The 13,247-nt window shown below is 26.7% G+C and carries 16 protein-coding genes; 6 read left to right on the forward strand and 10 right to left on the reverse strand.

Annotated features, from left to right (window positions below):
- Window positions 1-21: 21 nt before the first annotated feature.
- Entirely contained in the window at window positions 22-1,155 is a 1,134-nt protein-coding gene (locus tag AACT_RS01040; protein ID WP_172124153.1) for an iron-containing alcohol dehydrogenase, read from the forward strand.
- Window positions 1,156-1,239: 84 nt separating this feature from the next.
- Here the strand turns inward: AACT_RS01040 and AACT_RS01045 are convergent, their stop codons facing one another.
- The 3 genes from AACT_RS01045 to AACT_RS01055 all read right to left on the reverse strand — a co-directional run bounded on the left by AACT_RS01045 (window position 1,240) and on the right by AACT_RS01055 (window position 5,255).
- Window positions 1,240-2,109 carry a sensor histidine kinase gene (locus AACT_RS01045; RefSeq protein ID WP_172124155.1) on the reverse strand — a complete coding sequence of 290 codons (870 nt, stop codon included), beginning with the start codon at window positions 2,107-2,109 and terminating at the stop codon, window positions 1,240-1,242.
- Window positions 2,106-3,464, reverse strand: coding sequence for an IS4 family transposase (locus AACT_RS01050; protein ID WP_172124157.1), 1,359 nt, complete (start codon window positions 3,462-3,464; stop codon window positions 2,106-2,108). Before AACT_RS01050 ends, AACT_RS01045 begins: the two co-directional genes overlap by 4 nt.
- A 102-nt stretch (window positions 3,465-3,566) precedes the next feature.
- Window positions 3,567-5,255: an ABC transporter substrate-binding protein gene (locus AACT_RS01055; RefSeq protein ID WP_346726245.1), complete on the reverse strand. Its 1,689-nt coding sequence runs from the start codon at window positions 5,253-5,255 to the stop codon at window positions 3,567-3,569.
- Window positions 5,256-5,385: 130 nt separating this feature from the next.
- On the opposite strand from AACT_RS01055, the gene AACT_RS01060 reads away from it, so the two are divergent.
- On the forward strand, window positions 5,386-5,880 hold the full coding sequence (locus AACT_RS01060) for a hypothetical protein (RefSeq protein WP_172124161.1): 495 nt from the start codon (window positions 5,386-5,388) through the stop codon (window positions 5,878-5,880).
- Between the two features lie 21 nt (window positions 5,881-5,901).
- Here the strand turns inward: AACT_RS01060 and AACT_RS01065 are convergent, their stop codons facing one another.
- The 6 genes from AACT_RS01065 to AACT_RS01090 all read right to left on the reverse strand — a co-directional run bounded on the left by AACT_RS01065 (window position 5,902) and on the right by AACT_RS01090 (window position 9,520).
- The gene (locus tag AACT_RS01065; RefSeq protein ID WP_172124163.1) at window positions 5,902-6,657 is read right to left on the reverse strand and encodes a tRNA (5-methylaminomethyl-2-thiouridine)(34)-methyltransferase MnmD; all 756 of its coding nucleotides are present in this window, start codon (window positions 6,655-6,657) and stop codon (window positions 5,902-5,904) included.
- Window positions 6,658-6,700: 43 nt separating this feature from the next.
- Complete coding sequence (locus AACT_RS01070; protein WP_172124165.1) at window positions 6,701-7,144, reverse strand: hypothetical protein; 444 nt, start codon at window positions 7,142-7,144, stop codon at window positions 6,701-6,703.
- Between the two features lie 4 nt (window positions 7,145-7,148).
- The gene (gene luxS, locus AACT_RS01075; RefSeq protein WP_172124167.1) at window positions 7,149-7,664 is read right to left on the reverse strand and encodes an S-ribosylhomocysteine lyase; all 516 of its coding nucleotides are present in this window, start codon (window positions 7,662-7,664) and stop codon (window positions 7,149-7,151) included.
- Window positions 7,665-7,764: 100 nt separating this feature from the next.
- Window positions 7,765-8,457 carry a response regulator transcription factor gene (locus tag AACT_RS01080; protein WP_172124169.1) on the reverse strand — a complete coding sequence of 231 codons (693 nt, stop codon included), beginning with the start codon at window positions 8,455-8,457 and terminating at the stop codon, window positions 7,765-7,767.
- 8 nt (window positions 8,458-8,465) lie between these two features.
- Window positions 8,466-9,026 carry a cysteine hydrolase family protein gene (locus tag AACT_RS01085; RefSeq protein ID WP_172124171.1) on the reverse strand — a complete coding sequence of 187 codons (561 nt, stop codon included), beginning with the start codon at window positions 9,024-9,026 and terminating at the stop codon, window positions 8,466-8,468.
- A 98-nt stretch (window positions 9,027-9,124) separates the two neighbouring features.
- Window positions 9,125-9,520 (reverse strand): hypothetical protein, encoded by a 396-nt coding sequence (locus AACT_RS01090; RefSeq protein ID WP_172124173.1) that lies wholly within the window; start codon window positions 9,518-9,520, stop codon window positions 9,125-9,127.
- 168 nt (window positions 9,521-9,688) lie between these two features.
- On the opposite strand from AACT_RS01090, the gene AACT_RS01095 reads away from it, so the two are divergent.
- Genes AACT_RS01095 through AACT_RS01110 form a run of 4 tightly spaced genes read left to right on the forward strand, consistent with a single transcriptional unit; the run spans window position 9,689 to window position 12,831 of the window.
- Window positions 9,689-11,266: an AAA family ATPase gene (locus AACT_RS01095; protein ID WP_172124175.1), complete on the forward strand. Its 1,578-nt coding sequence runs from the start codon at window positions 9,689-9,691 to the stop codon at window positions 11,264-11,266.
- A complete protein-coding gene (locus AACT_RS01100) occupies window positions 11,263-11,580 on the forward strand; it encodes a nucleotidyltransferase family protein (protein WP_172124177.1) in 318 nt (105 codons plus the stop codon). Before AACT_RS01095 ends, AACT_RS01100 begins: the two co-directional genes overlap by 4 nt.
- Window positions 11,573-11,926 carry a HepT-like ribonuclease domain-containing protein gene (locus AACT_RS01105; protein WP_172124179.1) on the forward strand — a complete coding sequence of 118 codons (354 nt, stop codon included), beginning with the start codon at window positions 11,573-11,575 and terminating at the stop codon, window positions 11,924-11,926. The genes AACT_RS01100 and AACT_RS01105 overlap by 8 nt, the downstream gene beginning before the upstream one ends.
- Window positions 11,926-12,831, forward strand: coding sequence for a hypothetical protein (locus tag AACT_RS01110; protein WP_172124181.1), 906 nt, complete (start codon window positions 11,926-11,928; stop codon window positions 12,829-12,831). Before AACT_RS01105 ends, AACT_RS01110 begins: the two co-directional genes overlap by 1 nt.
- A gap of 2 nt (window positions 12,832-12,833) precedes the next feature.
- Here the strand turns inward: AACT_RS01110 and AACT_RS01115 are convergent, their stop codons facing one another.
- On the reverse strand, window positions 12,834-13,190 hold the full coding sequence (locus AACT_RS01115; protein WP_172124183.1) for a hypothetical protein: 357 nt from the start codon (window positions 13,188-13,190) through the stop codon (window positions 12,834-12,836).
- Window positions 13,191-13,247: the final 57 nt, after the last annotated feature.

Here is a 13,247-nt window from a genome sequence, read left to right on the forward strand (position 1 = left end):
AATTATTATAAAGGATTTTATTTGGAGTATTCATATTATAACCCAACTGCTATTCAGTTTGGAAAAGGTCAAATTAAATCAATCGTAAATTTTATTTCTAAAGACCAAAAAGTGCTAGTAGTTTATGGTGGTGGTTCTATTAAAAAAAATGGAGTTTATGATCAAGTTGTAAGTGCCCTTGATGGTTATACTTGGAGTGAATTTTCTGGAGTTGAACCAAATCCTAGCGTGGAAACTTTAAATAAAGCTGTTGAGATTATAAAAGCTGAAAAAATTGATTTTATTTTAGCAGTTGGTGGAGGTTCTGTTATTGATGGTTGTAAATATTTAGCAGCAGCTTCACTTTATGATGGTGATGGATGGGATTTTTTAGAAGGTAAGCAAGTAGAAAAAGCTCTTCCTTTAGGAGCTATTTTAACACTTCCAGCAACAGGAAGTGAATCAAATGTAAATAGTGTAATTTCAAAAAAAGCAACAAATGAAAAAAGATATTTTGGGTCACCACTTCTATATCCAAAATTTGCAGTTTTAGACTCAAGTGTAATGAGTACACTAGATGATAGACAACTTGCAAATGGTTTGGTTGATGCATTTGTTCATACTTGTGAACAATATTTAACATACCCAAATACTTCACTTTTACACGATGGTTATGCACAAACTATTTTAAAAGGTTTGCACACCTTAGCTCAAGATTGGTCAAACAGAAAAACTGAACTTTGGCAAGAAAATCTTATGCTTTTAGCAAATCAAGCATTAAATGGTTTTATAGGTTCAGGTGTTCCACAAGACTGGGCTACACATATGATAGGACATGAAATTACAGCATTTTATGGACTTGACCATGCACAAAGTTTAGCAGTTGTTCAGCCCCATCTTTTAAGAGTTATGATTGAAGATAAACAAGAAAAATTAACTTTGATGGGAAAAGAAGTTTTTGATATGCCACATAATTATGAAATGGTTATTGAAGCAATAGAGTATATGTACCAAAGTATTGGAGTTCCTACAAAATTAAGTGCTTATAAAACAGATGATAATGTAATTTCAAATATCACAAAAGCTTTAGAATCACATGGTATGACAGCTCTTGGAGAAAAAGGGAATGTTACTTTAGATAAAGTATCTAGAATTTTAACAATGTCTTTAAAATAATTGAATGCAAACTATTTTCTAAAAGAGAGTTTATCTCTTTTGAAATAGTTTATTTTACATGCTCATTAGCTTTGTGCTTCTTTCTTATTTGTTATTTGTTATATTTAACGGTAAAACCAGCTCAAACAAAGCACCTCTGTATGTTTTAGAATTAAATATAAAATCAATATTTTTAACTGAAATCTCTCCAATTAAATGTTTTTCAACAATTAATTTACTCATATAAAGACCTATTCCTGTGCCATTAAATTGGTGTTTTGTTGTAAAGTATGGTTCAAAAATTTTATCTATTATTGAAGAATCTACACCACCTGCATTGTCTTTGATTTTAATAACTAGATTATCTTCAATTTGTTTTATTACAACAATTATTAGTTTCTCTGATTTTCTATTTGCTAAAGCATCTTTAGCATTAATAAAAATATTCATTAAAACCTGAATTAATTCATTTTCATATGATGTGAAGTTAATATTCTGAATATTTCTTATTAGTGTAATTTCTTCTTTTGCTAGAGTTGAGCTCATTAAATCAATTGTTTTATTTAAAGTATTTCTGATATTTATATTTGAAGGAATTTTATCTTTAACAAAAAAGTTTCTAAAATCATCAATTGTATTAGATAAATATTGTGTTGCATTTTTTATATGTTTAAGAGAATCACTCAATTCTTCATCATTTAAGATATTTAACTCTTTTTTGATCTCAATTCCTGATGCAGCAACACTTATAGTTGATAATGGTTGTCTCCATTGGTGTGCAATATTCTCAAGCATCTCTCCCATTGAAGCCATTCTTGATTGTTGAATTGAAATTCTAGTTTTTTCTTCATTCTTTTTTATTTCAATTTTTATTTTTTCATTGAGTTCTTCATTCATCTTTTTTAAAAGATACTGTCGATAAAATAAAATAAAAATAAGAATAAATCCAATAATAATAAATAATAATTTACTCAACTTTCGCACATAAAACCAAGTTGCTTTTTGGTATGAATGCGTAAAACATTGATAATAAGCTCTAAATCTTTATTTCTCTTGACAATTTCTGTAGTTTGGAGCAAGTTTTCTAATATTTTTAGGAATAGTTCCATTGAAATAGCAAGGGTTTCAAGCTGACACTCTAAGTCTTTGAATAAGTTTCCTAAAGTTTGTGGTTCATTATTGATACGATTGATATAGCTTGTTAAATTGTATGCAAGGAATGATAGAGTGATTCTAGCTATTAGGGCTTCATAAATGCGGTTTTCCTCTTTACCGAATTGAAAGTATTCCCTTAGGTCTTTATATCCTTGCTCAATATTCCACCGTTTTTTGTATGTATTTATAATCTCTAAATCTGATAAATGTATATTGGTTGAAAATATTGGTATTAGATTTTCTTTGGTTCTTATAAATACAATCTTTACTCTTCCAAGTGTTTTATGTGTAGTGATAGTTGAAACATAGGAGTATTTGATGGAATTATAGTTACCAAGTTTTGAAGTTTTATTTTGTTTTTCATGATTATATAGAGCTTCAAGTGTTTTATATTTCCCACTAAACTGCCAGATTCTATTGCTTTTTGCAACCCTTGCAATCGTATCCAAACCATTATCTCTAACCTCTTTGATAAAATTTGGTTTTGCATACCAGCTATCGACAAGTAGATAGTCTGCATATATTCCTGAACTTAAAGCTCGTTTTAGCATATTTATTGCTTGGATATTTTTACCGTTTCTCCCTTCAATTCTTCGTTTATAGGCATTGCTTCTATGGTGATATTTATTATCAATAGAATCTATAATTTGATTTTTATTATAGTTCATGGAAAAATCTAGCATCATATCGGTATGAGTATCACTATAGTTTAGTGATACAATATTTAAACCCTTAACTACTCTTTTATCTTTATTGCTCCATAAATTCTTACAACTGCCTTCTATATATTTTCCACGCTTAATTTCAACTGTGTCATCAATGATAAATACTTTTGTATCAGTTGGCTTTTGCAATGATGAAAGTTTATTGATTAAGTTCACGGATGTGAGCAACAATAATTTTCTCCAGTTGTATTTACTATTTTTTAGTAATCTATAATAAACATCTTTCTTAAAACTGTCATTACTATATTTCATAAAGGATGAGATCTTTTTATTAATAAGGAACATATATAAAAATTGTAAGATCACCATATACGGCGGCACACCTACATCACGCTTGATAAAATTACTTTGTTTTAAAATACTGCTAAAATTTATATCTCTTAAAACTAAAACTATAGGATTCTTTAACACACTCTTCATAGCAGTTTCGATAAAATTGTCAATACCCATAAAAAGCCCTTATATATTAATGTTTGTGGTGAACAATTATAGCTAAAAGTGTCTATTTATGGGGTTTAATGAAGCTTTTGAATATAGTGAGTTTATGATTTTCTATGTGCGAAAGTTGAGTAATTTATTTAAAGAATCATAATTAGTTTCTTTTTGATAATTTACATATACCCATTTATTGTAAATCTCTTCTCTTTTTTCTGAATCAATAGAATCTAAAGCTTTTTGGAAAATAGAGTTTAATATAGGTTCGTCATTTCTTGATGAAATTCCAGCTTCTAAAGTTTCATTAAGTTTAGCAATAATCTTTATTTGTCCAATATAATTTTTCTGAATTGCAAATCCAATTGTTGTTAGATTTTCTATAAAACCAGAAATCTGTCCTTTTTGTATTTGTTCAAAGCCATCTTTCATATTTTCAACTTCTACAAAATTTAAGTGTGGATATTTAGCTTTTAAGATTTCTCCAAATGCGTAATCTTTTGAAATCCCAATTTTTTTATTTTTATATTGATTTATATCTTCGATAAAAGAGTCTTCAATTCCTCCTGCCATAACTAAAGGAAGTTTTATATATGGTGATGTAAAGTTTAGATATTTATCTCTATTATCTGTTTTTACAATAAGAGGAATAATATCACAAACTCTTTCTTTTGCCTTACTTAGACTTTCACTCCAAGATTTTGTTTGAACTAATGTAATTGGAACATTTAGTTTGCTTTTAATTATATCTACGTAGTCAGCAGAAATACCAATATGTTTATTATCTTCAATTTTTTCAAAGGGCATCCAATCAGGATCTATACAAAATTTAATCTCTTTTTTGTTTTCCAAATAATCACTTTCTTCTTTACTTAAAGTGAATGAATTATTTAAATGTTTCGTATAGATTAAATCATCAATATCAATAGAATTTTTCATTAATCCTAATACTTTGTAGGTATTTATTATTAAATTAATTCTTTCTTTTGTAATAGTTCCAATTCTATTCTCTTTGTCATAAACTAATTTTTTCATTTCCTTTGCTTCATCAATCAAACTAGCTAAACTTTTATTTTGAGGGTTGTATTTTTCATAAATTAATTGAGCTGTTTCATCAATATTTTCAAAAGCATAATACCACCCTGAAATTGATGCATCGTAAAAATCTTTTACTAGTTTGGGGTTATTATTAGCGAATTCTTTTGAAGTAAATAGTATCTCTTCGTAGAAATCAAATCCATAATCTTTTGGGTGAAATATCTGACTTTCATATCCTTTTTCCTTAAGTAAATAGGGCTCATTTGTAGTATATGCCATCATAAAGTCAGTTTTTTTATTTATTAAGTCATCAACATTAAAAGAGTGATCTATTAAATTAATACTTTTTAAAGATATATTCTCACTTATTAACATTGATTGTAAGGGTGCAGCTTCGTATTGCTCACTTGTCATCATAAGCTTTTTATTTTTTATATCATGTATATTTTTGATTCGTGAATCTTTTAAAGCAAGAATAATTAAAGGTGAAGATTGAAAAATTGAACCCAATATTACAATATCTTTCCCAAGTGATTTTTTTATAATTAAAGAGCTTGAATTTACGCCAAAATCTGCTCTCTTTTCTAAAACTTCATTTAATACATTTGTAGATAGATTATATTTTTTTATTTCTACATCTAGTCCTATTTTTTCATAAAAACCTTTTTCTTTTGCCATATAAAAACCTGCAAATTCAAACTGATCCACCCACATTAACTGAATTGATGTTTTTTGCAAGTTTTGCGAATATGCAGATGGTAGTAAAAACATTGATAAGAGTATTATGATTAATAATAGTTTTTTAATTATAAGACCTTTTTTAGAAATTTTTTATACTTAATTAACACAACATTATAACAAAGTAAGATAAAATATGTATCATTAAATTTAGGAAAATATTATGTCTAAAGAAAAAACGATTAAAAATAAAATATTAGAATATGTTTACACAATATCAAAGCAACCAATTTTACTAAAAGATTTACTTATTGCTAATAGACAACACTCAGATGGAATGCATGTTGATCCTGCAAAACTTGGATTTAGAATAAGATTAGTTCGTGCATATATTGTTTATATAGGTTTAGTTTTAGCTGTAGTAGTACCAATCTCACTACTAACACATAAGCCTTTAGCAAAGATTGATGCACATATCTCAATTATTGGAGCTATGATAATTACAGCTGCAATTTTTATTGGATTTAATTTTTTTCGAGATAGAATGAGAGATAGTATTACTAAAGAGTTGATAAAAAGATCTTGGAAGTTACATTTCCCATATTTTTCATATGAAGAATATTCTGAAAAAATTGAAGAGATATTTGAAAAATCTATAAAAGAAGAGATTTCAAAAAGAGATTTAGAAAAATATATTAAAGATAACCTTTCAAAATAAAAAAGTAGAAAAGTAGTTTACTTAAACTACTTTATCATACAAAGCCACAGCCTCTTTATTTCTCTGTTTTTTTAAATCCATATCCACAAACTTTCCAATTGTTTCTTGCTTTTGTTTAAAAGCTAATGTGATTTTTCTTTTAAGTGGTCTATGTTCATAAATATAAAAAGAAGCTTCATTCATAGATAGCCTAATAGGCGTGGCAATTGCATAAGAACTCATAACACAATCATCTTTACAAAGCTTATAAATATCATCAAAATACTCTTTTGTCCATAGCTCAAAATTTACATCACTTGAAAATGCATCTTGATAAACTATATCAAAAGAGTCAAGATTTAAGCCTTTAATATGCATTCTGGCATCACCAATATAGATTTCTATATTAATTTTGTCATCTTTATATTGCCCTGTTTGTGCTACAGATTTTATTATATGTTTTATATTCTCAAACTCTTTTGGAAAATCAAAGCTATCAAGTGAGTTCACAAGTTTTCCATCAAGTTCAGGTGAATAAATATTTAACTTTATATCAAGATTGTTTTGTAAAACATAATAAATAGTAGAGAAAGTGTTATATCCAATGCCAAAACAAATATCTAAAATAGTTAGTTCTTTTTTATCTTTGTGAAATGTAAAAGCAGGAATGATATGTTTACTCAAAGCTTCGTTTATAGCTCCATCATCAGGATTATGATAGTGTTGATTATAAAGTTTTGAAAATAGGGTATTTGAGCCATCTTTTGTGGCTACTATTGAGTTTATATTGTTTTGCAAAATTAGTTATTCACTTTACTTTTTTTGATTTAATTTTTTGATTTTATAGCCCATTGTCCCAATGATGCATTTTTTTAGCTGTGAAAATATATGTATCATCAAAAAGTTCAATACAATTTGGTGCTTGAAAACCAATATTTTCTAATAAGTCTAATAATTCATATCTATTATCATTTGATATTTTTTCTAAGATAATTATATTTCCTGAGTTTTCAATGGCTTTATACATAAGCTTTAAAATAGCTTCTTGATTAGAACAGTATGTTAGTATATTTCCTAAAACTATATATTCATATTCTCTTGCAGTTGCTTTTAATTTTGCGCTATTTTCATCAACAAAAGGAATATATCTTATATTCCCTTCATTTTGCTCTCTTACTTCTTCAAGTGCTGAATCAACAAGTCCCAAAGAGTTATCAATATGTAAAATAGCAATATTTGTATAATCTGCAAATAACTCTTTAAAAAGTTTTAGCTTTTGTTGCACTTTTTTAGTTTCCTAAAGCGTTTAGTTTTTCATCACTAAGATATAACTCTTCATTTGACATAACACCAATGTCAGATTTTAAAATATCTCTTGCAATATCTTTTGCCTCATCAAGTGAATGCATTGCACAAGTTCCACATTGGTAGATATTTAATTCTGGAATATCTTCTTGTTTCTCAACAGCTAGAACATCTTCCATCGAAGCTCTCCACGCTGCTCCCACAGTTTTTTCATCTGGATTTCCAAGTAAACTCATATAAAAACCAGTTCTACAACCCATTGGTGAAACATCGATGATTTCTACCTTGTCAGAGTTCAGATGATTTCTAATAAAACCTGCAAATAAATGCTCTAGTGTGTGAATACCTTTTTCACTTAACATAGATTGATTAGGTACACAAAATCTTAAATCAAAAACTGTAATAATATCTCCCGATGGTGATTTCATAGTTTTTGCAACTCTTACTGCTGGTGCTGGCATGATAGTATGGTCAACTTTAAAGCTATCTAATAATGGCATATTTATTCCTTTTTTATTGTTTATAAAATTTATTCAAATTTTTGTTTTTTATTAAGTGCTGATTGTATCAAAAGTTATATGAATAGGTGGTGAAATTTTTTTAAGAAAGTTGTTGAGGAATATTTTTAAGTTCTAGTTTGTATCCTATCCCTGAGTAGTTTTTTATGATATTTTTAAAAGTTTTTTTTCTTAAATCTCTGATTAGTGATTTTAGTGCGGCAGTTGTACACTCGTTATTCCAAATATGATATTCGATTTCTTCATAGGTGATTATTCTTCCTTGGTTTTGAATGAATAAGTTAATTAATAAACTCTCTTTTTTATTTAAAACATATGATTCATCATTTTTTATAATACTTTGAGTTTGGAAGTTAAAAAAGATTCCATTTGCAAGTTTGAAATTACTATATATTCTTCTTTCAATAATTTCCATACATTTATTTAAAGCTTCTATTAGTTTATCCTCACTAAAAGGTTTTATGATATATTTTGTGATGTAAAGTTCTAATAACTCACTTAGATATTGGTTATTTTTGTTTTTTGATAAAACAATAAAGGCAGTTTTTATATCATCACTTCTTAGCTTGATTAAAAAATCAATAATATCTCTATTTTCAAAATCACTATCAATGATGATTAAACAAGGTGATTGTTTGATGTATTGTTGTTTTGATTCAAGTATAGTTGAAGTACAAGTTACTTTATTTACAGTATTGCAAAGAAGAGAGTATAAATTCTCTTCTTTATCTTGATTATCCATGATATAAAGTACAGATAAATCACTTAATTCCATTTTACGCCTTATAATAATTCTAAAATCTCATTTGTTGTTTCAACTTTTGCATAAGCAAATTGAAGTGCTGCCATGAATGCTGCGTGTGCTATTGCTGCTTCAACTTTAATACTATTAAATTCCACATCACTTGTAGTACAAGCATCGTGAGCTACAAAACACTTATATCCAAAATCACTAGCTGCTCTTGTAACTGCATCAATACACATATATGACATTGCTCCTACGATAATAACATTTGTAATATTAGAATCATCCAAGATTTCTTTTAGATTTGTATCTTTAAATGCATTAACATTGTGTTTTAAGATTTGAGATTCATTTTCTTTTGGTGTTAAAGTATCGTGAATTTTTGCACCTTGTGAGTTTGGGGCGAAAAATGGTGGATTCTCAATAGCAAATTCATGTCTTACATGAACTATTTTCATGTTCTTTTCTCTAAATTTAGTCAATATTTTTAAAGCATTTGAAGCTGCTTTTTCTGTTTCATTTAGTTGCCATTTTGCACCTTCAAAGCTTCCAAAGTAGTCGTTTTGTAAATCTATTAATATCAATGCTGTATTTTCCATAATCAATCCTTTTTTTGTTTATACAAAAGTATATAAACTAATAGAAGGAAAAAAGAGGGATTGAAAATAAATTTAGTTTATGGTTTATATATTTAAACTTAAATAGTGGATTTGTAATTGTGTATCAATTCTTTCAATTGTTTTGTTGCAACAAATTTTTGATAAAAAGTAAAACCAATAACCAAAATGATTCCCAATCCATAGGTTAAAAGGATTGATAAGATTATAAAAATAGTTAATAACAAAGTATCGTGAAGTTGACCATTTACTGTGATTTCTGAAATATTGTCTTTTTTATTTGTTTGGATATTTATGTCTAGGTTGTATCTTAGTAAAGTATTTATACGACATTTTTCTATAGTTAATGTACTTTCTTCTATTCTATTTTGATAAGTTTTATTTTTTTGAAGTTGTTTTTTCAAAAATTCAAATAGATGAATATTTCCATAACTTGATTTAATTTTATTACTAAATTGAATATCAAACATTCCCATAACTAAAACCTACTTTTTATTTAGATTATATCTAAAAGTTGAAAATTGATAAGCTAAAATTTGTTTAATTAGTACACAAATGTATATAAATTCACAGATTATCATAAAAGAGCATTTAAATAAGTATTTAACTATGATTAGTAATAAAATAATACAAAAAGAGTTTTTATGGAATTAGTTTATCTTTGGGTTGAGGATTATAAGAATATACAAAAGCAGGGGTTTAATTTTTCGCCTAGGTTTAGGTGTGAGTATGATGAAGATACAAAAGAATTAAAAATTGTTGATAAAGAAGAAACTGGAGAATTTTATCCTAAAAACTTTTTTGGTGATAATATAAATATTACTGCTATTGTTGGAGAGAATGGGAGTGGGAAGAGCAGTATATTTGAAGTATTATCAAAAATACTAATAGTTAATAGCGGGTTAGAAGTATTTAACTATTTTTTTGTTTTAAATGATGGTTTGAAAAATATTTGTTATACAAATAATATAGATATCTTAAATACAGATATAACTATAGAAAAACATATTCCAAGACAACTAGTAGATGGAAAATTAAGTCGTGGAATAACTAATCACAATATAGCTTTAAAAAAATATTTTGATGTAAGTTATCTCAACATATCTCATTTAGAAAGAGATGGCATTATAAAAAATGACTATCCAAGCCCCGATGACCTTATAAAGTATTATGGTATTTATAGAAAAAATGATTCTGAATTATATAAAGAAGATAGTTTGTATCCAACTTTTTCAGGATTTAAACTTTCACAATTTAACTTTTTTCAAACTTTTGCAATAGGTAATTTATTGATTGATGATAAATACAAAAAGCTTTTTTTTGAACTTTTTAAAATAAAACAGCCACATAGTATTAAAATTAACTATGATAAAACAAAGCTTAATGATATAAAAATTTCTAATACACCAAATGGTGATTCAGCAAGAGCAATAGATGCAAGTGTCCCTGATAAGATTGATAAAATAGTAGAGTTTTTAAACAAAATAAAAGACAATTTAATTATTGAAAGTGATGATTATAAAACTTTTTTTACATTGATTTCATCTGTATATAATTTAGAAACAAATTTTCAATTAACTTTTCAAACAGAAGATGGTAAAGATATAAAATTAAGTGCAGGTGAAAAAACAATTCTATTTTATTTGGAAAGAATAGATTTGATGTTATCAAGATTTGAAAAAGATAAATGCAATATATTACTTTTTGATGAAATAGAATTATATCTTCATCCAAATTGGCAAAAACGAATTTTAAAAATAATACTTGATTTTATTAAAGAAATAGGATTGTCGAAAAAACTACATATCATTATAACTTCTCATTCCCCATTCATCCTTTCAGACCTACCAAAAGAAAATGTAATATTCTTAGAAAATGGAAAGCAAGTAGATGTAGATATAAACCCATTCGGAGCAAATATTCATACTTTACTTTCTCATGGTTTTTTTATGAAAGATGGACTTATGGGTGAGTTTGCGAAAAGTAAAATTGATGATGTGATAAAATATTTAAACAATGACAAAAAGAATACCATAACAACTGATAAAGATGCTCAAAATATTATAAATATAATTGGTGAACCAATCATAAAAAGAGAACTTCAACGAATGCTAAAAAATAAAATGGAGTTGTCAAATAAAACAGAAATTGATACAATAAAAGACAAGATAAAACTTTTAACTGAAAGATTAGAAAAATTAGAGCTAAAGGATGATAAATGAGTATAAATGATATTTATGAAAAACTAAGACTTATTAAACCAATTCTTTCTAATGATGGCATAAATATTCTTGGAGTTTTTGGTTCGTATGCTAGAGGTGATTATACAAATAATAGTGATATAGACATACTTTATGAGATAAAAGATATAAAAGAGTTTATGGAAAAATACAAAGGTTTTAGTGCATTTTCAAAACTTGCAGATACAAAAGAGTTTTTAAAAAAAGAGTTAAATAAAGAAGTTGATTTTGTGGATAAAGACTCCTTAAATGAGATAGGAAAAGAGTTTATTTTAAAAGAAGTGAAATATGTCTAATCTTTCGGTTTATGCGAAAACAAAATTTATCTTAAAAATGATAGATAATATTAAAAGAATTATCACAAAACATGGTGGAATAGTAAAAGCTTTAGAAGATGAACTTGAAGCACAACCTGCCATTTTAATGGCCTTACTTCAAATTGGCGAAAGTCTAAATAAGATTGATAAAGAGGTAATCAAAAAATATGATTTAGAACAAGAAGCCAAAGGCTCTTATGATGTAAGAAACTTTATAGCTCACGATTATGAAAGAGTTAGATTAGAAATAGTTGAAGATATTTTAAGAAGTGGTTTAGAAGAACTTGAAGAGAAGATTTTAAAACTTAGTGCTGATTTTGAGTAATGATTAAAATAAACCTTGAAAATGAAGAAGAGATTTTAAAAAATCATGTAGAAAAAGTACAGCAATATATAAATTATGAAGCTTTACAAAATAGAGAAAAATCTTTTATAAAGCAAAACATTGAATATATTTTAAAAGCTAAACCTGAAGAATTTGAAGATGTTATATTTAAAATCAAACAAAATAATATTGATAATAATAGATTAAAAAAAGCATTTGTTGGCGGAAAAGATTATGGTGGAAGTTTTGGATACAGTAAATTTTCATCAAAAGGTACGACTACTTATAATGCTTATAATTTAGCTCGAAAATTAAAAGTAAATGTTTGTCCTTATTGTAATAGAAATTATACTTTTACAATAAAAGATAAAAATAGTAAAAGTACTAGACCTGATTTTGACCATTTTTATGACAAAGGAAGCCATCCTGTTCTAGCCTTGTCTTTTTATAATTTAATTCCATCTTGTATTTTGTGCAATTCACGATTAAAAAGTACGGCAAAATTTTCAACGATTAAACATCTTCATCCTTATAAAGATAGTTTTAATGATTATGCAAAATTTAAATTAAAAATTTTAAATAGTAAATTCTTTTACGATGAAAATGGATTTGATTTAAAACTTGAAACAAATAATTTAAAAGCTGAAAACATAAAAAAAGATTTTGCTTTAGAAACTTTATATCAAGAACACAAAGACATAGCCTTAGAACTAATCCAAAAAGCACAAATCTACAATGAAAGTTATATAGATGAACTTTATCAAAAATATGAAGGAACACTATTTAAAAATCGTGAAGATGTTTTACGACATATAACAGGCGGTTACATAGACGACATCGATATAAACAAACGCCCACTATCAAAACTAATCAAAGACATAAGCGAAGAGTTAGATTTGATATAAAATCACAACATCTCGAGATTTTTTCTAACCATATCCTTATAAGCTTTCATATGAATTTTTAGCATATTTGGGATTATCTCTTCTTTACATGCGTGAACAATACTTGCTAGTTGGGGTTTTGAGTAGATTGTTTTTCTATCTCTTGCTGATTTTATAAGATGATTTACATCATCATCTAAGTTTATATCGGCTCTATCACAAAGGGCATCGTAGATATTGAAAAAAACTTCTCTATCATGAGAGTTCATTTGACAGCAATCATCCAACATTTTAAGTGCTAATTTAGAAGCATACTCTATATCAATATCTTCAAAATCATAAGTTGATGCCCAATCATAGGCTTTTTTAAATAAGTTCATGGTTTCTCCTTTTTAGTAAATTTGTATATGCAATTTTTATACCTTTTTATAAACACT

Source organism: Arcobacter acticola, assembly GCF_013177675.1.
In the GTDB taxonomy this organism is placed as follows: Bacteria; Campylobacterota; Campylobacteria; order Campylobacterales; family Arcobacteraceae; genus Aliarcobacter; species Aliarcobacter acticola.